Origin of the sequence: Nonomuraea sp. NPDC049129, from assembly GCF_040648495.1 — a bacterium.
GTDB lineage: Bacteria > Actinomycetota > Actinomycetes > Streptosporangiales > Streptosporangiaceae > Nonomuraea.
Map to the genome: position 1 here is coordinate 96,842 of NZ_JBEZDU010000022.1, position 21,274 is coordinate 118,115.

A 21,274-nucleotide genomic window follows, 5' to 3' on the forward strand; every position below is an offset into this window, starting at 1 on the left:
GCTGTCTGTTTACGACGTCCTACTTAGACGCTACCAACACATCCCCTGTGCTACACATTCCCAGCCCTCCGGACCCCCGGAATAAGCGCTACGGGCGATATGTCATGATGAGTATCGTCAGTTCGACGATAAGGGGGTATGGCCATGGCCACCCAGACTGGGCTGCCGCTCTTCGTACTCGGCCGGGACGCCGATCCGCACAGCGAGAAGGGGGTCGACTGTCCTGGTGAGCTGCCACCGGCCTCCGATCCGGACCTGGTGGAGCGGGCGCGCAAGGCCAAGGAGACGCTCGGTGACCGTTTGTTCGTGCTGGGTCACCACTATCAGCGTGACGAGGTCATCCAGTTCGCCGACGTCACCGGCGACTCCTTCAAACTCGCGCAGCAGGCCGCGGCCAGGCCGGAGGCGGAGTTCATCGTCTTCTGCGGCGTGCACTTCATGGCCGAGTCCGCCGACATCCTGACCGGCCAGGAGCAGAAGGTGATCCTGCCCGACCTGGCGGCGGGCTGCTCGATGGCGGACATGGCCACCTTCGACCAGGTCGAGGAGTGCTGGGAGTCGCTGGAGGACGCCGGTCTCGCCGATCAGGTGATTCCCGTCACGTACATGAACTCCAGCGCCGACATCAAGGCCTTCTGCGGCCGCAACGGCGGCGCGGTCTGCACCTCCTCCAACGCGAAGAGGGCCCTCGACTGGGCCTTCGAGCAGGGGGAGAAGGTGCTGTTCCTGCCCGATCAGCATCTGGGCCGCAACACCGCGGTGCTGGAGATGGGCATGTCGCTGGACGACTGCGTCGTCTGGAACCCCCACCGCCCGAACGGCGGCCTCACCCGCGAGCAGCTCGACCGCGCCAAGATGATCCTGTGGAAGGGCCACTGCTCGGTGCACGGCCGTTTCACGGCCGAGTCGGTCGATGACGTACGGCGGCGCATCCCGGGCGTCAACGTGCTCGTGCACCCGGAGTGCAAGCACGAGGTGGTGCTCAAGGCCGACCACGTCGGCTCGACCGAGCACATCATCAAGACGCTGGAGGCGGCTCCGGCGGGTTCGAGCTGGGCGATCGGCACCGAGCTGAACCTGGTCAAGCGGCTCGCCACGCAGTTCCCCGACAAGAACGTCTCGTTCCTGGACAGGACGGTCTGCTACTGCTCGACGATGAACCGGATCGACCTGCCGCACCTGGTGTGGGCACTGGAGTCACTGGCGCTCGGGGAGGTCGTCAACCAGATCACGGTCGACGCCGACACCACCCACTGGGCCAAGGTCGCCCTGGACCGCATGCTGGCCCTCCCCTAACGCCGGGGCTCCCCTGCCACAACGGACCGCCCTTATCCGCTCCCCCGCAGGGGGTAATCCCTCAAAGGACCCCAGCCCACAACGGACCGCTTCTTTCCCACCCCGGCAGGGGAACCCCCCGAAGGGACCCCAGCCACAACGGACCGTCGCAGGGATCGAGACGGTCGCGCGACGAACCCCACTAATCACCGAAGGCGTACACAACCCGGACGCCAACCGACAAGGTCTGGCGTCCGGGGCTGATCGACGCCTTCTCCTCCGCCGCCAGCGCGGCGAACGCCATCGGCTGCGGCCCGCCCACCGACTCCTCGGTCACCGAGACGACCCCGCCCAGCGGGCGCCCGGCGAGTTCGGCGTACTGGGCGGCCTTGGCGGCGGCGTCACGGAACGCCCGTGTCCTCGCCTGCGCCAGGGCCCCGCTGGGGTCGGACAGCTCGAACGAGACGCCGTTCAGCCGCGCCTCCTCCCCCACCGCCGCCACGGTGTCGATCACCCGGTCGGCCCGCGACAGGTCGCGGACCAGCGCCTCGACGCCCTGCGCGGCTCTGTATGCGGCCACCTTGGGATAGACCTCGTACTCGGGACCAAGGGACAACTCGCTGGTACGCAGGTCCTCCGGGGCGATGCCGGCCCCCGTCAGCGCCTCTGTGAGCCGGACGGCGGCGGCCCTGACGGCGGCGAAGGCTTCGGCGGCCGCGGTCCTGCGCACCTCCACGCCCGCGTTCAGGCGCATGACGTCAGGCGCGGCCGAGACCGCCCCCTCGCCGGCGACGGCGATCTGCTCGTGCTCCGTTTCCACGCGCACCCCCTCGGGTCCGTAGGATCGGCGGGTTCGTCAGGGCGTACCGCGGCTGAAGCGCATGCCCATCTTGTCGAACTCGGCCCGCTTGGCCGCGGTGGCCAGCACTCTGATGACTTGCCCCTTCAGATCGATCACAACCGCCTCGTATCCGGCGCCCTTGACCCGCCACACGGCCAGGTGCTGGTCATCCCACCAGCCGATGAGCCGGTTGGTGGCGAACGGGATGGTCACGGGCGTGCCGCCGCCGCCCGTCGTGGACCTGGCGCAGACCGCGCCGCCCGCCGCGGTGCAGTGGGACAGGAACAGCCCGCCCGACGGGGAGACGTCGTCGCCCTCCACCCAGACGGGCGAGCCCGCGCTGGTCAGCGTGCGCAGCGCGTTGCCGTCCAGGTCGTAGAACTTCATCCGGCCGCCCACCCACGTACCGACGGCCTGCCCGCCGGCGTCCCAGAAGAAGCGCCACTCGCCCGCGCCCTTCTCCTTGACCTGGTAGACCTTGCCCGTGCCCCGCGCGATATCGATGACGCCATAGCCGTACTCGACGCTTTCCCCGCTCTCATCCTTGAAGAGCGTGACCAGGCCGAGCTTGCCGTCCGGCGACCAGCGTGGCGTCGTCGGGAACACCGGCCTCATGCTGAGCTTCACCGTGCGCTTGGCGCCGGTCCGGTGGTCGATGATCGACACGAGGGAGTAGCCGTCGCCGCTGTAGTCGACGTCGGTGGCGAGCGCGCGGGCTCCGTCGGCGTCCAGGGCGTACTCGAAGTAGTGGTTGTCGAGCGTGAAGTCGTCAGAGGCGGCCCGCCGGATGTAGACGCCCTTGCCGCCGTTCAGGCTGTAGGAGGCCAGCTTGATCGGGTCGGAGCCGTTCTCCCTGATCTCGACGGAGGTGCCGGGCAGCGCGATCGTCCGGGTGCTCTGGTCCGGGCTCGGGGTCGGCGTCGGGGTGGGGGTGGGGGTCGGCGGGGTCGGGGTGTACGAGGCGTCCGGGCTGTTCGTGTTCTCCGGTGTCGGCGAGGAGGTGCCGATCGGGCCGGGCAGGGACGCGAGCCGTACCGCGACGATGCCGCCGACGGTGGCCAGCGCCAGCGTGCAGGCGACCGCCGTGGCGACGATCCACCCGATGCCCCGCCTGCCGCCCGTCCGGGCGGGCGGCTGGGTCAGCGGGAGCTGCTGTTGGTATAACGGCCGCGCGTACGGGGGCGGCGGAGGCTGCTGGTACGGCATGTGCGCCGACGGCACCGGCCCCGAGCCACCCGGCGCCCGAGGTGTGGAGCCCATCGCCGGGATGGGACCCGAGGTGACCGGCGGGATGGGGCCCGAGGCGGCCACGGCGGTCCCCTGGTGCAGGAGGCTGGGCGGGGCGCCGCCGGACTGGTGTTGGAGGCCGGGTGCGGCGCCGCCGGGCCCGTGGCCGAGCAGCCGCATCAGCGCCTCGCCCGCCGTCGGCCGCCGACCGGGATCCTTGGCCAGGCAGTCCGTCACCAGCGAGCGCAGCGCCGGATCCTGAATCGGCGTGACGTCGGCGTCGGTATGGATGATCCGGTTCACCACCGCCGGCAGGCTGTCCTGCCCGAACGGCGGCTGCCCGGAAGCGGCGAACAGCAGCGTGCACGCCCACGCGAACATGTCCGCCTGAGGCCCGGGAGCCGCCTCCGTGAGCTGTTCGGGCGCCATGAACGACGGTGTGCCGATGGCGCTGGCCGTCAGCGACGAGGTCAGGTCGAGCGCCCTGGCGATGCCGAAGTCGATCACCCGGGGTCCGTCGGAGGCCAGCACGACGTTCGACGGCTTGAAGTCGCGGTGCACGATGCCCGCCTGGTGGATGGCGACGAGCGCGGTCACCGTACCGATCGCCAGGCGGTGCAGGGACGTCCCCGAGCGCGGACCGTCCGTACGCACCACGTCGTCGAGCGTCGGCCCGTCGATGTACTCGCTGACGATGTACGGCAGACCGCCGAACAGCCCCGTCTCGATGACCTGAGCGGTGCAGAAAGGGGCGACCCGCCGGGCCATCGCCACCTCGCGGACGAACCGTTCGGACGCCTCGTGGTCTCCGGCCAGGTCCGCGCGGAGCAGCTTCACCGCGACCCGCGCGCCGTTGGCGGCGGTCGCGAGGTAGACGGTCCCCTGCCCGCCCTCGCCCAGCCGCCCCGACAGGGTGTACGCCCCGACCGACGCGGGATCCCCTGGCCTGAGGGCCACGAGGTCCGGCATTGCAACCCCCATATATGGCGTCTTTTCCGCCATTCTGGTGGGTTCCGCGGCTCCGCGTCAGCCCATCGACCCACACACCAGCCAGAACACGCCGGTCGCGTCGTCCCGCGGTCCGCCGCCGAGGCCGGGCGCGCCGTCGCGTCACGGCCCCGGACGGTGTCACGCCACAGGCCGCGGGCGCGTCGCGTCACAGGCCGCGAACGGCGTCGATGATCGCGCCAGCGGCGGTGAGGTGGATGCGGCGGGTCGAGGAGGTCAGGCGGACGTGGTCGGCGTTCAGGTCGCCCGCCAGCCGCTCCTGACGTCGTGCCCTCCCGCCCGCGCTGATCACGGCCACCGGGCTGATCACCGTCACCGGTACGTCGGGAAAGGCGTGCCGCGCCCGGACAAGGCGCAGGTCGGCCGCCATGTCCCGCCGGGCCAGAAACTCCCCAACGGCCGCGGCGAGCACCCGGCCGGTACGGTACCCGCGCCCCCGGTCCGGCAGTCCACTGACCAGCCGATGGACGACCGGCCCCGCCAGGAAGGCGAGCGCGGCGGCGCCCCAGGCACCGCCCAGCGCAGGCAGCCATCGGCCGACGGACCGGCCGAGCGACGAGGCGCGCCGGTCACGGTCGGCGCGGCTCGGGTCGACGAGCACCAGCCGGGACACGCACATCGGATGCAGCCTGACGAACGCCTCCGCGTGCCAGGCGGCCACCGAGTGGGCCACCACGGTGACCTGTTCGGGATGGGCGGGGGCCAGGGCGGCCAGGCGGGCCGCCTCCCCGTACAGAGTGGGTGGAGCCGGCGAGGCGGGACTGCGGCCGAGACCGGGCCGGTCGAAGCGGATCACCCGGTGGCTCCGGGCCAGTTCGGCGGCCACCCCGTCCCAGTGGGACGACGCACCGCCCAGCCCCGCGCTGATGAGCACGACCGGCCCCACGCCCTGAACGACCACATGCGGCCCCTGACCAAGCGACAGCGGAGGGTCGTCGGCCTCCAGCAGTCGCAGCGCGACGTACACCAGCCAAATCGCCACAAGCGTCGCCTGCCCGCGCTGCGCCAGCCCGGCCGGATATCCGCCCGCGATGGCCGCCAGCGTCAGTGCGGTGACGCCCAGGGCCGCGCCGGTGATCAGCCAGGCGAGGCAGGTGTCCCAGTATCGGCTCAGCAGGGCCATCGCGGCCAGCACGGCGGCCGTGGCCAGCACGCCGGTCACGACGTGGACGTGGTGCGAGAGCGACAGCGGGCCGAGCTCGCAGACGGGATCGCCCAGCGCGGCGCAGTCGAGCGGGAACAGCCCACCGGCGAGCACGAGAACGCCGAAGGCCGCCAGCCCGAGCCAGGCGAACCGCTCCCGCCGCACCCTGGGCGTCAGCGCCACCCCGAGCACGATCGCCAGGCCCGCCAGCACGTCGGCGGTCCTGAACAGGCGCGTCGCGGGCTGGTCGCGCGCCGCCAGCTCGCCGACCAGGCCGTCGCTCCGGTCGACCAGCGGGCTGGTGAACTGGCCGGGCATCCAGGCGCTGTACAGCACGGCCGCCACCACGAAGGCGGTGGCCGCGAGCACCAGCAGTCGTCGCTCCACGTGATCATTAGATCACCCGGTGCGATCAGAGGCCGGGGGCGCCCCATACCGGGAACCAGCGGCCGAGGTCCTGTTCCAGCGGTAGCTCGCCCTCCAGCGCGCCTCTGGCCTGGAGTTCGAGCGCGTTGTCGCGGTGCTGGCCGGACAGGGGCGCGAAGGGGTAGAACGTGCCGCGCTTGTACAGGTAGACGACCGCCAACCGCCGGCCGTTGGGATCGGTGAACGACACCAGCGAGCAGAGCAGCGAGGGACCGAATCCGGCGCCCTCCAGCGAGGCGTTGACCGCGTGCAGCTCGGTGACCAGGTCGCTGATGTCGTCGGGCGATCGGCGCACCAGGAGCCAGGTGTAGCCGTAACCGTCGGAGGACTTGTCGACGCGGTCGCCGAGCAGCGCCTGCACGTCGCTTTCGAGGGTGGCGAACGCGCCGCCCTCCGCCGCGCGGAAGGACACCGAGCCGAGACCGGTGGGAACGAGACCGGTGGCGGCCTGCAGTGTCACCGCCGCGGACGGCAGCGCGAACAGTGCGTCGAGGTTGGGTGGTGCGGGCTTCGACCGGCCTAGCAGGGTGTCGAGCCAGCCCATACGGTCAGCCCCTTCCGAGTTGGGCGGAGATCCTGGCCAGCTGCTCCAGGCGGCGCTCCAGCGGTGGGTGAGTGGAGAACAGGGTGGCGATGGAGGCGCCCTTGGCCAGCGCCGGGGCGAAGTAGAAGGCGTTGAACGGCGCCGCCTCACGCAGGTCTTGGCTCGGGATCCTGGCCATGTCGCCGGTGACCTTGGTCAGCGCGCTGGCCAGGGCCGACGGCCGCTGGGTGAGCAGCGCGCCCGCCCGGTCCGCGGCCAGTTCGCGGTAGCGCGACAGGGCTCGGGTGAGCAGGAAGCTGATCGCGTACACGACGATCGAGACCAGCATGATGATCAGCCCGATCGGCACGCCGCCGTTGTTGTCGCGGCTGCGCCCCAGCCCTGTGTACAGGGCGAACCTGGTCATCAGACCGGCCACGATGCCGAGGAACGAGGCGATCGTCATGACCGCGACGTCACGGTGGGCGACATGCGACAGCTCGTGTGCCAGCACGCCCTCCAACTCCTGGGGCTCCAGGCGGCGCAGGATGCCGGTCGTCACGCAGAGGACGGAATTGTTCTGGTTGCGGCCGGTGGCGAAGGCGTTGGGGACGTCGGAATCCGCTATCGCCACCCGCGGCTTGGGCATGTCGGCCATCGCGCACAGGCGGTCGACCATGCCATGGAGCTCGGGAGCCTCTTGCGGCGAGACCTCCCGGCCGTGCATCGCGAACAACGCGATGCGATCGGACAGGAAGTACTGCGCGAGCAGCAGGCCCCCGGCGAGTACCAGCACGACCAGTCCTTGAACGCCCACAGCGATGAGGACGCCCATGAAGGCCACGTAGAGCAGCCCCAGCAGGAACATCGTCACGACCATGCGGGTGGTCAGACCGCGGTCGGGTGCGAACCGCGTGTTCACGGCTAGCCCGGGATGAGGCCCTGGTCGCCCAGCATCTCCCGGACCTCCTCGATCGAGGCGTCCGCGGGGGGAAGGATCAGCTCTGACGGCTCAAGGCTGTCGTCGGGAAGCGACTTGCCCACGAGGCGGACCTTGTCGAGCAGAGCGTGCAACTTGACCCGGAAGCTCGCCTCGTCGTCGGACTCGATGGCCGACTCGAGCTCGCTGTCGAGCTGGTTGAGCACGGAGATGTCGTCGGCCGAGATCTCGACCTGCCCCTCGCCCATGATTCTGACGATCATGCGCCCTCCCCAGGCTGGCGCAGCTGCTGCGTGTTCTGAGGCTGAGCCTGCTGGGGCGCGGCCTGCTGGCCGCCCTGGCCCGGCTCGATGGCGCTCTTGGGCGCCGGACCCTGGCCGAGCTCGGCCTTCATCCTGGCCAGCTCCAGCTCCACGTCCATGCCGCCGCCCATACGGTCGAGCTCGGCCTGGATGTCGTCGCCGCGCGTGCCGCTGTAGTCATCGAGCGCGCCGCTGGCGAGCAGCTCGTCGATGGCACCGGCGCGGGCCTGCATCTGCGCGGTCTTGTCCTCGGCGCGCTGGATCGCGAGACCGACGTCGCCCATCTCCTCGGAGATGCCGGAGAAGGCCTCGTTGATGCGCGTCTGCGCCTCGGCCGCGGTGTAGGTGGCCTTGATCGTCTCCTTCTTCGTACGGAAGGAGTCGACCTTCGCCTGCAGCCGCTGGGAAGCCGTGGTCAGCTTCTCCTCCTCGGCCTGCAGGTTCTCATGCTGGATCTTCAGGTCGGCCATCTGCGACTGCAGATTGGACCGGCGCTGGAGGGCCTCGCGGGCCAGGTCCTCGCGCCCGACGGACAGCGCCTTGCGGCCCTGCTCCTCATAGCGCCTGGCCTGCTGTTCGAGGCCGTTGACCTGCAATTCCACCCGCTTGCGCGAGGTGGCGACGTCCGCCACGCCCCGGCGTACCTTTTGCAGCAACTCCAGTTGCCGCTGGTAGGAATAGTCGAGGGTCTCGCGCGGATCCTCCATTTTGTCCAGGGCCTTGTTGGCCTTGGACTTGAAGATCATCGAAAGTCTCTTCATCACGCTCATGCGCGTCGGCCGTCCCCTTCTTAGGTCGTGCTGGTGTTCACCCAGTGCAGCGCAGCCGCCTTGGGATTACCCTACGCATAACGCACGGGGGCGTCACTAAGTTGCCATCCAGGTAGGGTTGACGTCGTGTTGCGACGCCGTTCCCAAACCTCCGTGGACGACACCCCCGTCCCCATTGACGATCCTAAGCCCCAGGGCAAGGGTCGTCCCACACCCAAGCGCCGGGACGCGGAAGGCAGACGGCGCCAGCCGGTCACCGCGCCCAAGGACCGCAAAGAGGCCTATCGACAGGCCCGCGCCAAGCAGACTGTCGAGCGCGAGCGGGCCCGCAAGGGCATGCTCGCGGGCGACGAACGCTATTTCCCGGCCCGCGACAAGGGCCCGGCGCGCAAGTTCGCGCGCGACTGGGTCGACTCGCGGCGGCTGCCGAGCCAATACTTCCTGCCGTTCTCGCTGGTGATCCTGCTGGCGACGTGGATCCCGTGGCCCGCCGACATCCGTCCGCTGGTGCTCGGCTACGTGATCACGATCGGCTGGCCGATCATGATGATCGGTGTGCTCTTCACCTCGATCTTCGTGGCCTGGCGGATCAAGAAGCTGGTGGCGGAGAAGTATCCCAAGGAGAACCTGCGCGGCGTCGGCTTCTACGCCGCGATGCGGGCCCTGCAGATCCGCAAGCTGCGCTTCCCGCCGCCCGCGGTCCTGCCGGGCGGCAAGCCGGTGCCGCCCAAGAAGTAACGCGGTTCACTCCGACTTCTCCCAGCGCAGCATCCCTCGCGTGACCGTGGGCCGCCAGCCGTCGAACTCCGTACGGTTCTCCAGGCTGTCGGCGACGGTCCGCATCAGCGCGTAGTAGGAGGGCAGGCGCGGGCTCATGCCGGAGACCATGTCGTCCCAGCCGACCTTGCCGCCGATGGAGTCGACCACGGCGTATTCGAGGTCCGCTCCCTCACGCTGACCGAAGGAGAGGACGGGGATCGTCCGGCCGTGCCACCACCCGATCGCCGGGTCGGTGCCGTTGTTGGCGCAGAGAGCCCGCCAGGTGTCCCTGATGTCGCGGATGCCGAGGTTGACGGTGCCGTCGAACCAGGCGCCGAAGCCGAAGGCGCCGGCCCCTCTGGAGCCGTTGTGGCGCAGCAGCGAGGCGCGCAGGCTGTCGGGGAAGTCCACGCCCATCTGCGACTCGGCCACAGCGATCGTCTTGGCGCGGCCCGGACGGCCCAGCGTCGCGTACGTCTTGGGCGCGTTGGCCTTCAGCCACCGTTCGACGCGCCGCCACTGGCGGTCGACCGCGCGTTTCACCTTGGGGTCCAGCGGCCGGACGGTGACCGGCCGCGGCTCGGGGTGGCAGAACGGATCGGGTACGGCGGGCGAAGGCGTCGAGGCCGCTTGGTCGGGAGCGAACTCGTCGGGAGCGAGCTCGTCGGGAGTGGGCCCGGCGGAAACGGACTCGGCGGGAATGGGCTCGTCGGTGGCGGGCTGGGCGGGAGCGGGGTCGGCGGTGGCGGCCATGGCCGAGCGCCTCGCGGCGTCGCGGAACATCTCGCCGACAGGGTCTTCTTCCCGGTCGTGGATCGGCATGCCCATGAGGGCGAACACCCCGAAGACCACCGCGGTCAGCGCGGCCACGCCGAGCAGCGCCATCACCGGCCGGGCCCTGCCGCGCACCCGGTAACGCGCCAGATCAGCCCCGCTGGGGCGGCCCAGGATCGGCTCGGGGCCGCTCGGCTCCGTCCCTTGCTCAGGCCCCTGCTTCAGGCTGCGGGCCCGGCGGCGCAGCCGTACCGCTATCGCGGTCAGGATGGCCGCGGTCAGCGCCAGCCGTACGAGCTTCAGCACGTCGCGCACCCTATCCCGATTTAGATCACTTCATGAGACGGGCCTAAGGTCGGATCTATGGAATTCCGTACCCTCGGTCGCAGCGGTCTCAAGGTCAGCGAGATCAGCTACGGCAACTGGCTCACCCATGGCTCCCAGGTCGAGGAGGACGCCGCCAAGCAGTGCGTGCAGGCGGCGCTCGACGAGGGCATCACGACGTTCGACACCGCCGATGTCTATGCCGGCACCAAGGCCGAGTCGGTGCTCGGCCGGGCCCTGAAGGGCGTACGCAGGGAATCGCTGGAGATCTTCACCAAGGTCTACTGGCCGACGGGCCCCGGTCCGAACGACCGCGGCCTGTCCCGTAAGCACATCACCGAGTCCATCCACGGCTCGCTGCGACGCTTGCAGACCGACTACGTCGACCTGTACCAGGCGCACCGCTTCGACTTCGAGACGCCGCTGGAGGAGACGCTCAAGACCTTCGACGATCTCGTACGGCAGGGCAAGGTCCTCTACATCGGCGTCAGCGAGTGGACCGCCGACCAGATCGCCCAGGCGCTGAAGATCGCCGACGACATGGGCTTCGACCGGATCGTGTCCAGCCAGCCTCAGTACTCGATGCTCTGGCGGGTCATCGAGCCGGAGGTCGTGCCGCTCAGCGAGCGTGAGGGCATCGGCCAGATCGTCTGGTCGCCCATCGCGCAGGGCGTACTGACCGGCAAGTACCTGCCGGGCCAGGCCCCGCCGGCAGGCTCCAGGGCGACCGACACGGCCGGCGGCGCCGACATGATCGCCCGCTTCATGAACGACGACGTCCTCACCCGCGTACAGGAGCTCCAGCCGATCGCCGCCGACCTGGGCCTCACCATGGCGCAGCTCGCGGTCGCCTGGGTCCTGCAGAACCCGAACGTCTCCAGCGCCATCGTCGGCGCCTCCCGCCCCGAGCAGGTGCGCGACAACGTCAAGGCGGTCGGGGTCAAGCTCGACTCCGACGTACTGGAGCGGATCGACTCCGTGCTCGGCCCGGTGGTCGAGCGCGATCCCGCCAAGACGGCCAGCCCGCCGAAGCGCCCATAACATCACCGGCAGCAAAAACCCCTTGAGCAACAATGACGCTCAAGGGGTTTTTCATTTCTCCTTGCTTCACTCCGGACGCAATGACAATCCCGTGTATTCGACCCGGTCCTCGTCGAGCAGCGCCACCTGCTCGACCCCGGATTCCAGCAGCTCACCCCAGTTCTCGCCGAGCCAGGACTCCGCGTCCGCCTGGCTCGGAAAAACTTCTCGCGGCAAAGGGCGATCCGTTACCTCACCACCATTTGCATTTTCATAACGCCACCGCCATGTCATGCCATACGCTCCTTTTCCGCAGGTTCGCCGACGCACCCTCCGACGGCACTGGAACCTTACTCCCGAGCTTGGCGGTCAATCGATGCCGCGCGCGTATCGTGTGCCGGCGGGAGTCGCCTTCGGAGCGGCTCGTGTGGCGGCCTGCCGTCGTTCCAGACGGTGTGCGGCAAGGACCCCGCGGCCTCCGACAGGAAGGCGTCGGACTCGGGGTCGCCGAAGTCCACCCTGACCACGACCCGCTTGCTGGCCGGGTAGGCGTTGATCGTCACCACGTCCCCCTGAGCGTTGCCACGGGCCTTGGCAGCCGAGACCAGTAGTTGGGCCATAGAGGCGGTCTCCGCGCCCGTCACGCACTTCGTCAGCCCCTCCGCGGGCGGTTGCTCGTCGGAGGGCCAGCACCGGCACCGACCTCGGCACCCCCGCCTTACCCGCCCCCGCCTCACCCGCCGACGCCTCGCTGGACGGCGCCTCGTCGGAGGGGCCGCCACTCACCACCAGCAGTTCCACCGCAGGCCACCCCCAACCCCAAGACCCTCAGCCCGCCAAAAGCGGCATCTCCGCCGCAGGCCGGGATGCCGGGCTCTATGTACGCTCGGCCTGGTGAAACTCCTTCTCGCCGGTACCGCAAGTCCCACGGGCTGGCCGGAACCGGGTTGCCCGTGCGCCTCATGTGCTGGGCTCCCCTCCGGCTACCGACGACCCTTCGAGCTCGTCGTCGACGGTGTGGCGCGCTTCCCGTTCGACGACGAGCCGCCCGGTTACCGGACCTTGGCCGACAGTCACGGCCTGGAGGGCCCCGATGGCACCCGCCTGCTGTACGCGCTCCCGGCCGCGACAGTAACCCCGAACGCAGCAACGCTCTCGGCCGCGACGGCGACCCCGGATGCCACGGCGGTCCCGGAGGCGACAGCGACCCCGGAGGCGGCGGCGTCCCCGGCTGGCCCGTACGACATCGTGCTGATCGATCCGCTCGACCGGCCCGAGCGGATCGGGCTCCTGCGCCGGGCGGGCCTGGTGGCCGACGGCACCCAGGTGGTGGCCGTCGGCCTGGACCACCGGGTCAGGTCCGAGGAGGAGTTGTCACGGCGGCTCGCCCTGTGGGGCGTACGAGCCGTGCCGGACGGGACGACGCTCGACACCACACTCGCCGTCCCACCGGCTTCACAGGCTCCAGCACAGCCGAGGAGAACTCTGCTGCTGGGCGGTTCCCGTTCGGGCAAGTCGGCGGAGGCTGAGCTACGACTGGCCGCCGACCCGTACGTCACCTATGTCGCCACCGGCTCGCGCGGCGAAGGCGACGGTGAGTGGGCGGCGCGGGTACGGGCCCACCGCGAGCGCAGGCCCGCGCACTGGGCGACGGTGGAGACCACCGACCTGGCGGGGACGATCCGCGCGGCGACGACGCCGCTGCTGGTCGACGGACTGGGCACGTGGCTGGCGGCGGTGTTCGACGAGTGTGGTGCCTGGGACGGCGATCGGGCGCCGGTCGCCGCGCGGTGCGATGAGCTGGTGGCGGCGTGGCGGGGTACGACCCAGCGGATCGTGGCCGTGTCGGACGAGGTGGGCATGGGCGTGGTGCCCGCCACGGCCAGCGGGCGGGCGTTCAGGGACGAGCTGGGGCGGCTCAACGAGCGCCTCGCCGACGAGTCCGAATATGTCGCCCTGGTGATCGCCGGCCGCCCAGTGCGTCTGTGACACCGGAGATACGCGACGCCCGCGTGCGGTCCGGATCGGCCCGGCGACGGACCGCTCCGGCGTATGGCCAGGGCGGGCGGCGGACCGCTCCGGCGTACGGTCTGGCACGGCCGCGGACGACTCTGGCGTATGACCGGGCTAGTGGCGAATCGCTCTGGCGTACCAGCGACCCTCCATGCGATCCACGTGCAGGGAACGGCCGAAACAGTCGGACAGGTTCGCGGGCGTGAGGACGTCCGCGACCGGCCCCGACGCCAGGACGCGCGCGTCGCGCATGAGCATGGCGTGCGTCGTCGTGGTGGGTACCTCCTCCAGGCGGTGGGTCACCGTCACCGTGGTGAGCACCGGCCTGGTCGTCGCCAGGTCCTCCACCGCTTCGATGAGGTCTTCGCGGGCCGGCAGGTCGAGGCCGGCGAACGGCTCGTCGAGCAGCAGCACCGCCGGGTCCGCCATGAGCGATCTGGCCACCCTGATCCTGGCCCGCTCACCCTGGGAGCACACCCGGAACAGGCGCTCGGACAGGTCCTTGCAGCCGACGTCCCCCAGCAGGCGCAGTGCGCGGTCCCGCTCGGCGTCGCCGTACTTGTCCCAGAGTGGGGCGCTCGTGCCCGTGTGGCCGGTGAGCACCACGGTGAGGGCGGTGGCGCCTTCCTCCTCCAGGAGTTCCTCGTCGATCAGCCGCTGGCTGGAGGCCACCAGGCCGATGTGGCGCCGCAGCGAGCGTACGTCGGCCCGGCCGAGCCGGTGGCCGAGGACGCTGACCGTGCCCTCCGTCGGGTGCCGTACGGCCGCGGCCAGCGAGAGCAGCGTCGTCTTGCCGGCGCCGTTGGGCCCGAGCACGGCCCAGTGCTCGCCGTACTCCACTCGCCAGTCGACCGCACTCAGCAGCGACTTGCCGGCGACCCGGACTCCTACGCCTTCGAGTTCAACAACGTGCATCCGGCCACCCTAGTGGCCGCCCCCGGACTCCCTCAGCGTCCGATGGGTGGGTGTTATTGCTATTTTTACGGCCGGCCCGGTGAGCCCCACCCGCCATCTGCGGCTGAGGTCTGTCCAGGGGCACGCTCCTCCGGTTCACCGGGCTGGGCGCCGTGACGTGCGCTACTTGACCCCGGTCCGTGGACACGCCGACACCATAGGGAGAGCGCGCGCGTCTTGGGCCTGGTCCGTGCACGCGTCGGCGACCGTAGGGAGAGTGTGATGGACGGGGTGCGGTTCGCTATCGGGACGTTGAGCGTGTTCCCGGTCCGGGTGACACGGGTCGATCGCCAAGTGGCGGGGCGGGCGATGGTGCTGGCCCCGGCCATCGGGCTGGTGCTGGGCGCGGTGGCCTGTCTGCCGTTGCTGCTCCCGGGGCCGCCGTTGCTGGGTGCGGCGCTCGCGGTCGGGCTGCTGGCCGTACTGACGCGGGGGCTGCATCTGGACGGCCTGGCCGATCTCGCGGACGGGCTGGGCAGCGGGAAGCCCGCCCCTCAGGCGCTCGACATCATGAAAAAGTCGGATATTGGGCCGTTCGGGGTGATCACCCTGGTGCTGACGCTGCTCATCCAGGTGACCGCCCTTTCCGGGCTCGCGCCGACAACCCAGACAACCGCGCTGTCCGGGCTCGGGTCGGCATCCCTGGCGACCACGCTTTCCGGGCTCGAACCGCCCGCTCTGACCGGGCTCGGGCCGCCCGCCCTGGTGATCGCCTGCGTCACCGGCCGGTTGGCGCTCACCTGGGCCTGCCGGTCGGCCGTTCCCGCCGCCCGCCCCGACGGGCTCGGCGCGCTGGTCGCGGGCACGGTACGGCCGGGCGCCGCCTGGGCGGTCACCGCCCTGACCCTGGCGGCGGCAGCGGGCCTCGGCCTGGTGGCGGGACAAGGGATGGTGTACGTCCTTCCCCTCGGCGTGGCAGCCGGGCTCGCGGCGGCCTTGCTCCTGCTCCGCCATGCCAGGCGGCGCCTGGGCGGGGTCACGGGCGACGTGCTGGGGGCCCTCGTCGAGACGGCCACGGCCACTACGCTCACGGTCTGCGCCGTGTTCGGCTGACCGACGCCACCCCTTCATGGCCACCACGCTCACGATCTGCGCCGTGCTCCGCTGATGGACGCGGCCGTTCGTACCCCTTGGGAGAGCGTCACGCCTGTACGGCCGGCCGCTCCGCGATCAAGGCGTTGATCAGGGCCGCGCCGCGCTCGGCGTCGTCGATGCTCACGGCCAGTTGCCCGCCGGAGCGGTAGCGGATGATCAGGCATTCGCCGCCCCGCAGCATGATGGTGGCGCTGCCCGGCAGCCCGCGCAGGCCCCAGCCCCCGACCTGGCTCGGATACCGCGACTCGGACCACGCCTTGTCGATCTTCGACAGCCGGATCCGCCGCACCGGCCAGCCCAGCGGCCCGAACCCGATCGCCAGCCCGTCCCGGGTGACCCGGGCGGTGAGCGACGAGGTGAGCAGTCCGGCGAACAGGACGATGCCCAGCCCGGGCACCGTACCCCCGGCAGGCAGACCAGCCAGGACTCCAGTGATCGCCAGCACGCCGGCCACGGCCAGGGCGACGGCCGCGGCCATGCTCATGGCGGTCAGCCAGGAGTTGGTGATGCGGCTGACCCATACCGAGCGCTGTCCCGGCTGGAGCCGCAGCCGCGGCGGCTCCTCGCCCGCGGGCGGGCGCTGGTCGAGCCCGCCACGGCCGAGGTAGCCGGCCAGGAGCGCGGCGGCGAGCGCGACGCCGACGACGGCCCGCATGGTGCGGCCTTCCAGGTCCGCCTCCCGCCAGGTGGGCGCGTCGAGGTTGGCGAGCAGCGTCGCGCCGCTCATGCCGAGCGCGAACACGCTCATCCCGGCCAGGGACCCCCACCAGTACATCCGGCTCAGCCTGCGCTCCATCGCCTTCCCGTTCACCGCGACCCCGAACAGCACCGCCCAGGCCACACCCCAGGTCACGACGCTCACCATCAGGAAGGCGGTGAACGACTGCTCGCCATCGGGCACGAGACCCGCTCTCCAGTGCGCGGCCAGCGGGTCGGGCAGCCGACCGCGCATCGCGAGTGGCGCCGCGACCAGCGCGGCGGCGACGATCAGCCCCCAAGCGGCGGCGGCGAATCGGGAGTTCATGGCAGCTCCTCCAGCATCGTGATGAGGTCTTCGCGGCGGTAGCCGAGCCTCGTGGCCTCTTCCAGCAGTTCGCGGGCCCGCTGCAGGAGCAGCGCCCGCCCGTCGGCGCGGCCCGCGACGCTCACGCCGCGCCCCCGCCTGAACTCCAGCAGCCCCTCGTCACGCAGGTCACGCAGGGCGCGCAGCACCGTGTTGGGGTTGATGCCGAGCGCCTCGGCCAGGTCGCGGGCGGGTGGCAGCCGGTCGCCCGGCGCGTACGAGCCCTCGCCGATGGCACGGCGGATCGCGCCGGCCACCTGCTCGTGCAGGGGTCGCGCGTCGTTGAGGTCCAGAGTCAGCAACATGGTGCTAATGACACTAGCACCAAGTCGCCCTGGGCGCGCGTCGGCGAATGGTAGGATGAACCCCTGTTTGTGAGTACCTCTAAACCCTGGATAGCATCGGTTTACGTGACCACTGTGCGGCTGAACTCAGCAGATCCAGTCTCTTTCGACACCGACGCGCTGATCGTCGGGTTCCGGTCCGGCCCCGAAGGCCCTCGCCCCGCCACGGGCGCCGAGTCCCTCGACGCGGCCTTTGGCGGCAGACTCGCCGCCACGCTCACCGCCGTCGGCTTCTCCGGCAAGCCCGGAGAGCTCGCCAAGGTGCCCGTGTTCGGCGCCATCACCGCTCCGCTGCTGGTCGCGGTCGGTCTCGGCGACTCCGCCGACGCCGAGACGCTACGCCGCGCCGCGGGGGCCGCCGTACGGTCCCTCGCCGGCACCGCCCGCGCCGCGCTCCTCCTGCCCGCCGAATCGGCCGACCAGGCCGAGGCCGTGGCGCTGGGCGCGCTGCTGGGCGCCTACGGGTTCTCCCGCTACCGCACCAACGGCGAGGTGAAGGCGCCCGTGGGCGACCTCACCGTACTGTCGGCGAACGAAGCGGATGGATCCGACGGGATCGCCGGCCGCGCCTCCGTGCTCGCCGAGTCGGTCACGCTCGTCCGCGACCTGGTCAACACGCCGCCCTCCGACCTGTGGCCGGCCAAGTTCGCCGAGATCGCCGAGCAGCGCGGCGGCGAGGCCGGGCTGAGCGTCGAGGTGCTCGACGAGAAGCAGCTCAAGGACGGCGGCTACGGCGGCCTCATCGGCGTCGGCCAGGGCTCGGCCAACCCGCCCCGCCTGGTCCGCCTCTCCTACACCCACCCCGAGGCCACCAAGACGCTGGCGTACGTGGGCAAGGGCATCACGTTCGACTCCGGCGGCCTGTCGCTCAAGCCGTCCGCCTCCATGGACTGGATGAAATCCGACATGGGCGGCGCGGGCGCGGTCCTGGGCGCCCTGATCGGCGTCGCCCGTCTGGCCCCGAAGGTCAACGTCGTCGGCTACCTCTGCCTGGCCGAGAACCTGCCCAGCGGCACCGCGCAGCGCCCCTCCGACGTCATCCACAGCTACAGCGGCAAGACCGTCGAGGTGCTCGACACCGACGCCGAAGGCCGCCTGGTCCTCATGGACGGCATCGCCCGCGCCGCCGAGGACTCCCCCGACCTGATCGTCGACGTGGCCACCCTCACCGGCGCGCAGATCGTCGCACTCGGCTGGCGCACGGCCGGCGTCATGGCCAACGACGACGCCGTGCGCGAGCTGGTCGTCGAGGTGGCCGGCGCCGCGGGCGAGGGCGCCTGGGGCATGCCGCTGCCGGAGGAGCTGCGCAAGGGTCTCGACTCCCCGATCGCCGACATCGCCAACCTCCAGCCCGAACGCTGGGGCAGCATGCTGGCCGCGGGCATCTTCCTGAAGGAGTTCGTGCCCGACGGGGTGCGCTGGGCGCACATCGACATGGCCGGACCCGCGTTCAACAAGGGCGAGCCGCACGGCTACACGCCGAAGGGCGGCACCGGGGCCATCACCCGCACGCTCATCGGACTGGCCGAGCGGCACGCGAGCATCTGAAACAAATGAAAAGATGACGGCATCACGAACACCCCGACAAGGAGCCTGACTGTGGCCTACGACATCGTCGTCCTGGGAGGCGGCAGCGGCGGATACGCCTGCGCGCTACGGGCGGCTGAGCTGGGCAAGACGGTCGCCCTGATCGAGAAGGACAAGATCGGCGGCACCTGCCTGCACAGGGGATGCATCCCCACCAAGGCCCTGCTGCACTCGGCCGAGGTCGCCGACGAGACCCGCGAGAGCGAGACGTTCGGCGTCAAGGCCCGGTTCGACGGCATCGACGTGCCGGCCGTCCACGCGTTCAAGGACAAGATCGTCACCCGCGCCTGGAAGGGCGTGCAGGGCCTGCTCAAGGGCGCCGGCGTGACGATCGTCGAAGGCGAGGGCCGCCTGGTCGGATCGCACCGGATCCAGGTGGGCTCCGAGGTCTACGAGGGCCGCCACATCGTCCTGGCCACCGGCTCCGCGCCCAAGTCGCTGCCCGGCCTGGACATCGACGGCGAGCGCGTCATCACCAGCGAGCACACGCTGAGGATGGACCGCGTGCCCTCCTCGGTGATCGTGCTGGGCGGCGGCGTCATCGGCGTCGAGCTGGCCAGCGTCTACCGCTCCTTCGGCGCCGAGGTGACGATCGTCGAGGCGCTGCCCCACCTGCTGCCGACCGAGGAGGAGTCGAGCTCCAAGCTGCTCGAGCGCGCCTTCCGCCGCCGCGGCATCAAGTACGAGCTGGGCGTCTTCTTCGAGGGCGTCAAGACCACCGACACCGGTGTGGTCGTCACGCTCGCCAACGGCAAGACCCTCGACGCCGAGCTGCTGCTGGTCGCGGTCGGCCGCGGCGCCGTCTCGGCCGGGATGGGCTTCGAGGAGCAGGGCATCGCGATCGAGCGCGGCGCGGTCGTGGTCGACGAGCACTGCCAGACCTCGGTCCCCGGCGTCTACGCCATCGGCGACCTGATCCCGACCCTCCAGCTGGCCCACGCCGGGTTCGCCGAGGGCATCATGGTGGCCGAGCACATCGCCGGGCTCAACCCGCCCGCCATCGACTACGCGGGCGTGCCCCGCATCACCTACTCCGACCCCGAGGTCGCCTCGGTGGGCATCACGTCCGCTCAGGCCGCCGAGCGCGGCATCGAGATCGTCGAACAGGTCTACGACCTCGCGGGCAACCCCAAGAGCCAGATCCTCGGCACCGCGGGTGCCGTCAAGGTCATCGCCCAGAAGGACGGCCCCGTCGTGGGCGTCCACATGGTGGGCCGTCGCATCGGCGAGCTCGTGACCGAGGGTCAGCTGATCTACAACTGGGAGGCGCTGCCCGCAGAGGTCGCCCAGCTCATCCACGCCCACCCGACCCAGTCCGAGGCCGTCGGTGAGGCGATGCTGGCCCTGGCCGGCAAGCCGTTGCACGTACACAACTAATTCAAGCCCTCGAAATCAGAACGCGAGAGAAGATAACGATGCCGGTCTCTGTACAGATGCCCCAGCTCGGCGAGAGCGTCACCGAGGGCACGGTGACCCGTTGGCTGAAGAAGGAGGGCGAGCGCGTCGAGGCCGACGAGCCGCTCCTCGAGGTGTCGACCGACAAGGTCGACACCGAGATCCCGTCGCCGTCCGCCGGCGTCCTCACCAAGATCGTCGTCGCTGAGGACGAGACCGTCGAGGTCGGCGCCGAGCTCGCCGTCATCGACGAGAACGGCCAGGCCGGCGGCGCCGCCACGCAGGAGGCCGCGCCGGCGCCCGCCGCGCAGCCCGAGCCGCAGCCGGAGCCCGAGCCGGCCCCGGCTCCCGCGCCGGTCTCCTCGATCCCGCAGCCCGCTCCTGCCCAGGCCCCGCCGCCCGCTCCGGCTCCGGCTCCCGCGCCGGTGCAGCAGGCTCCGGCCGCTCCGGCGCCCGCCCAGCAGGCTCCGGCCGCCGCCGAGCCGACCCCGCTGCCGTCCTCGGGTGACAGCCCGTACGTGACGCCGCTGGTGCGTAAGCTCGCCAACGAGCACGGTGTCGACCTCGAGTCGATCACCGGCACCGGCGTGGGCGGTCGCATCCGCAAGCAGGACGTCCTGGAGGCCGCCAAGTCGCAGCGCGAGCAGGCCGCCGCGCCGGCTCCCGCCGCCGCCCAGGCCGCTCCGGCTCCCGCCGCCGCGCCCGCTCAGGCCGCGCCGGCTCCGGTCGCCGCCGCTCCCGAGCCCGTCGAGGTCGACACCACGCTGCGCGGCCGTACGGAGAAGATGTCGCGGCTGCGGCAGACCATGTCCAAGCGCCTGGTCGAGTCGCTGCAGACCGCGGCCCAGCTCACCACGGTCGTCGAGGTCGACGTCACCAAGATCGCCCGGCTCCGCGACCAGGCGAAGGCCGACTTCCTGCGCCGCGAGGGCGTCAAGCTGTCGTTCATGCCGTTCTTCGAGATGGCGGCCATCGAGGCGCTCAAGCAGCACCCGAAGCTCAACGCCACGATCAACAACGAGACCATGGAGGTCACCTACTTCGACGTCGAGCACCTGGGCCTCGCGGTCGACACCGAGCGCGGCCTGATCGCGGCGGTCATCAAGAACGCCGGCGACCTCAACCTGGCCGGCCTCGCCCGCAAGACCGCCGACCTGGCCGAGCGCACCCGCGCCAACAAGGTGACGCCCGACGAGATCACCGGCGGCACGTTCACGCTGACCAACACGGGCAGCCGCGGCGCCCTGTTCGACACGCCGATCCTGAACCAGCCGCAGGTCGGCATGCTCGGCACCGGCGCCGTCGTGAAGCGTCCCGTCGTGATCGACACCGCTGAGGGCGAGGTCATCGCCGTTCGGTCGATGGTGTACTTGGCGCTGACGTACGACCACCGCCTCGTGGACGGCGCCGACGCGGCCCGCTTCCTGACCACCGTGAAGCGGCGCCTCGAAGAGGGTCGTTTCGAGGCTCAGCTGGGCCTCGCGTAGTTC

The 21,274-nt window shown here is 70.9% G+C and carries 21 protein-coding genes; 8 read left to right on the forward strand and 13 right to left on the reverse strand.

The genetic code is table 11. The features are described from left to right. Nucleotides 1–138 precede the first annotated feature (138 nt). Nucleotides 139–1,296, forward strand: coding sequence for a quinolinate synthase NadA (gene nadA / locus AB0B64_RS45920; RefSeq protein WP_358188206.1), 1,158 nt, complete (start codon nt 139–141; stop codon nt 1,294–1,296). Between the two features lie 181 nt (nt 1,297–1,477). Here the strand turns inward: nadA and AB0B64_RS45925 are convergent, their stop codons facing one another. From AB0B64_RS45925 to AB0B64_RS45955, 7 genes are all read right to left on the reverse strand, one after another. Beyond that, nucleotides 1,478–2,095, reverse strand: a complete 618-nt coding sequence (locus tag AB0B64_RS45925; RefSeq protein WP_357944938.1) for an SIMPL domain-containing protein — start codon at nt 2,093–2,095, stop codon at nt 1,478–1,480. 36 nt (nt 2,096–2,131) lie between these two features. Beyond that, on the reverse strand, nt 2,132–4,312 hold the full coding sequence (locus AB0B64_RS45930; protein ID WP_358188216.1) for a serine/threonine-protein kinase: 2,181 nt from the start codon (nt 4,310–4,312) through the stop codon (nt 2,132–2,134). A 187-nt stretch (nt 4,313–4,499) separates the two neighbouring features. Next, a complete protein-coding gene (locus AB0B64_RS45935) occupies nt 4,500–5,882 on the reverse strand; it encodes an alpha/beta fold hydrolase (RefSeq protein ID WP_357944933.1) in 1,383 nt (460 codons plus the stop codon). Between the two features lie 25 nt (nt 5,883–5,907). Continuing rightward, nucleotides 5,908–6,465, reverse strand: a complete 558-nt coding sequence (locus tag AB0B64_RS45940) for a hypothetical protein (RefSeq protein WP_357944931.1) — start codon at nt 6,463–6,465, stop codon at nt 5,908–5,910. Between the two features lie 4 nt (nt 6,466–6,469). Further along, nucleotides 6,470–7,366 (reverse strand): zinc metalloprotease HtpX, encoded by an 897-nt coding sequence (gene htpX, locus AB0B64_RS45945; RefSeq protein WP_358188227.1) that lies wholly within the window; start codon nt 7,364–7,366, stop codon nt 6,470–6,472. A gap of 2 nt (nt 7,367–7,368) precedes the next feature. Further along, on the reverse strand, nt 7,369–7,647 hold the full coding sequence (locus tag AB0B64_RS45950) for a hypothetical protein (RefSeq protein WP_357944926.1): 279 nt from the start codon (nt 7,645–7,647) through the stop codon (nt 7,369–7,371). Beyond that, a complete protein-coding gene (locus AB0B64_RS45955; RefSeq protein WP_357944923.1) occupies nt 7,644–8,456 on the reverse strand; it encodes a PspA/IM30 family protein in 813 nt (270 codons plus the stop codon). Before AB0B64_RS45955 ends, AB0B64_RS45950 begins: the two co-directional genes overlap by 4 nt. A 153-nt stretch (nt 8,457–8,609) precedes the next feature. Here AB0B64_RS45955 and AB0B64_RS45960 point away from each other — a divergent pair, with 153 nt between their 5' ends. Beyond that, complete coding sequence (locus AB0B64_RS45960) at nt 8,610–9,194, forward strand: DUF3043 domain-containing protein (protein WP_225298405.1); 585 nt, start codon at nt 8,610–8,612, stop codon at nt 9,192–9,194. 6 nt (nt 9,195–9,200) lie between these two features. Here the strand turns inward: AB0B64_RS45960 and AB0B64_RS45965 are convergent, their stop codons facing one another. Beyond that, on the reverse strand, nt 9,201–10,295 hold the full coding sequence (locus tag AB0B64_RS45965; protein WP_358188238.1) for an SMI1/KNR4 family protein: 1,095 nt from the start codon (nt 10,293–10,295) through the stop codon (nt 9,201–9,203). A 57-nt stretch (nt 10,296–10,352) separates the two neighbouring features. On the opposite strand from AB0B64_RS45965, the gene AB0B64_RS45970 reads away from it, so the two are divergent. Further along, on the forward strand, nt 10,353–11,354 hold the full coding sequence (locus AB0B64_RS45970; protein ID WP_357944918.1) for an aldo/keto reductase family protein: 1,002 nt from the start codon (nt 10,353–10,355) through the stop codon (nt 11,352–11,354). 66 nt (nt 11,355–11,420) lie between these two features. Here AB0B64_RS45970 and AB0B64_RS45975 read toward each other — a convergent pair whose 3' ends face one another. Together AB0B64_RS45975 and AB0B64_RS45980 are read right to left on the reverse strand one after the other, a co-directional pair. Next, nucleotides 11,421–11,627, reverse strand: coding sequence for a hypothetical protein (locus AB0B64_RS45975; protein WP_214637851.1), 207 nt, complete (start codon nt 11,625–11,627; stop codon nt 11,421–11,423). A 56-nt stretch (nt 11,628–11,683) separates the two neighbouring features. Then, on the reverse strand, nt 11,684–11,953 hold the full coding sequence (locus tag AB0B64_RS45980) for a hypothetical protein (protein WP_358188242.1): 270 nt from the start codon (nt 11,951–11,953) through the stop codon (nt 11,684–11,686). Nucleotides 11,954–12,350: 397 nt separating this feature from the next. On the opposite strand from AB0B64_RS45980, the gene AB0B64_RS45985 reads away from it, so the two are divergent. Next, the gene (locus tag AB0B64_RS45985; protein WP_358188249.1) at nt 12,351–13,322 is read left to right on the forward strand and encodes a bifunctional adenosylcobinamide kinase/adenosylcobinamide-phosphate guanylyltransferase; all 972 of its coding nucleotides are present in this window, start codon (nt 12,351–12,353) and stop codon (nt 13,320–13,322) included. A 138-nt stretch (nt 13,323–13,460) separates the two neighbouring features. Here the strand turns inward: AB0B64_RS45985 and AB0B64_RS45990 are convergent, their stop codons facing one another. Further along, entirely contained in the window at nt 13,461–14,261 is an 801-nt protein-coding gene (locus tag AB0B64_RS45990; RefSeq protein ID WP_358188258.1) for an ATP-binding cassette domain-containing protein, read from the reverse strand. Between the two features lie 261 nt (nt 14,262–14,522). Between AB0B64_RS45990 and AB0B64_RS45995 the strand changes: the two genes are divergently transcribed. After that, a complete protein-coding gene (locus AB0B64_RS45995) occupies nt 14,523–15,353 on the forward strand; it encodes an adenosylcobinamide-GDP ribazoletransferase (protein WP_357944907.1) in 831 nt (276 codons plus the stop codon). An 88-nt stretch (nt 15,354–15,441) separates the two neighbouring features. On the opposite strand, the gene AB0B64_RS46000 is transcribed toward AB0B64_RS45995, so the two are convergent. Beyond that, nucleotides 15,442–16,419 carry a hypothetical protein gene (locus AB0B64_RS46000; protein ID WP_358188269.1) on the reverse strand — a complete coding sequence of 326 codons (978 nt, stop codon included), beginning with the start codon at nt 16,417–16,419 and terminating at the stop codon, nt 15,442–15,444. Continuing rightward, nucleotides 16,416–16,763 (reverse strand): GntR family transcriptional regulator, encoded by a 348-nt coding sequence (locus AB0B64_RS46005; protein WP_357944901.1) that lies wholly within the window; start codon nt 16,761–16,763, stop codon nt 16,416–16,418. The genes AB0B64_RS46000 and AB0B64_RS46005 overlap by 4 nt, the downstream gene beginning before the upstream one ends. A gap of 105 nt (nt 16,764–16,868) precedes the next feature. On the opposite strand from AB0B64_RS46005, the gene AB0B64_RS46010 reads away from it, so the two are divergent. The 3 genes from AB0B64_RS46010 to sucB are packed head-to-tail and all read left to right on the forward strand — an operon-like array spanning nt 16,869 to nt 21,271. Beyond that, nucleotides 16,869–18,350, forward strand: a complete 1,482-nt coding sequence (locus AB0B64_RS46010) for a leucyl aminopeptidase (protein ID WP_357944898.1) — start codon at nt 16,869–16,871, stop codon at nt 18,348–18,350. A gap of 51 nt (nt 18,351–18,401) precedes the next feature. Continuing rightward, complete coding sequence (gene lpdA, locus AB0B64_RS46015) at nt 18,402–19,766, forward strand: dihydrolipoyl dehydrogenase (RefSeq protein WP_357944895.1); 1,365 nt, start codon at nt 18,402–18,404, stop codon at nt 19,764–19,766. A 38-nt stretch (nt 19,767–19,804) separates the two neighbouring features. Beyond that, complete coding sequence (gene sucB / locus AB0B64_RS46020) at nt 19,805–21,271, forward strand: 2-oxoglutarate dehydrogenase, E2 component, dihydrolipoamide succinyltransferase (protein WP_357944892.1); 1,467 nt, start codon at nt 19,805–19,807, stop codon at nt 21,269–21,271. Nucleotides 21,272–21,274: the final 3 nt, after the last annotated feature.

What these genes read in the sequence shown, in the direction of transcription:
- nadA (WP_358188206.1), top strand. Translation starts at nt 139, where the DNA reads ATGGCCATGGCCACCCAGACTGGGCTGCCGCTCTTCGTACTCGGCCGG.
- AB0B64_RS45995 (WP_357944907.1), top strand. Translation starts at nt 14,523, where the DNA reads ATGGACGGGGTGCGGTTCGCTATCGGGACGTTGAGCGTGTTCCCGGTC.
- AB0B64_RS45975 (WP_214637851.1), bottom strand. Translation starts at nt 11,627, where the DNA reads ATGACATGGCGGTGGCGTTATGAAAATGCAAATGGTGGTGAGGTAACG.
- AB0B64_RS46005 (WP_357944901.1), bottom strand. Translation starts at nt 16,763, where the DNA reads ATGTTGCTGACTCTGGACCTCAACGACGCGCGACCCCTGCACGAGCAG.
- AB0B64_RS45970 (WP_357944918.1), top strand. Translation starts at nt 10,353, where the DNA reads ATGGAATTCCGTACCCTCGGTCGCAGCGGTCTCAAGGTCAGCGAGATC.
- AB0B64_RS45940 (WP_357944931.1), bottom strand. Translation starts at nt 6,465, where the DNA reads ATGGGCTGGCTCGACACCCTGCTAGGCCGGTCGAAGCCCGCACCACCC.
- AB0B64_RS45990 (WP_358188258.1), bottom strand. Translation starts at nt 14,261, where the DNA reads ATGCACGTTGTTGAACTCGAAGGCGTAGGAGTCCGGGTCGCCGGCAAG.
- AB0B64_RS45955 (WP_357944923.1), bottom strand. Translation starts at nt 8,456, where the DNA reads ATGAGCGTGATGAAGAGACTTTCGATGATCTTCAAGTCCAAGGCCAAC.
- AB0B64_RS46000 (WP_358188269.1), bottom strand. Translation starts at nt 16,419, where the DNA reads ATGAACTCCCGATTCGCCGCCGCCGCTTGGGGGCTGATCGTCGCCGCC.
- sucB (WP_357944892.1), top strand. Translation starts at nt 19,805, where the DNA reads ATGCCGGTCTCTGTACAGATGCCCCAGCTCGGCGAGAGCGTCACCGAG.
- AB0B64_RS45980 (WP_358188242.1), bottom strand. Translation starts at nt 11,953, where the DNA reads ATGGCCCAACTACTGGTCTCGGCTGCCAAGGCCCGTGGCAACGCTCAG.
- AB0B64_RS45930 (WP_358188216.1), bottom strand. Translation starts at nt 4,312, where the DNA reads ATGCCGGACCTCGTGGCCCTCAGGCCAGGGGATCCCGCGTCGGTCGGG.
- AB0B64_RS45950 (WP_357944926.1), bottom strand. Translation starts at nt 7,647, where the DNA reads ATGATCGTCAGAATCATGGGCGAGGGGCAGGTCGAGATCTCGGCCGAC.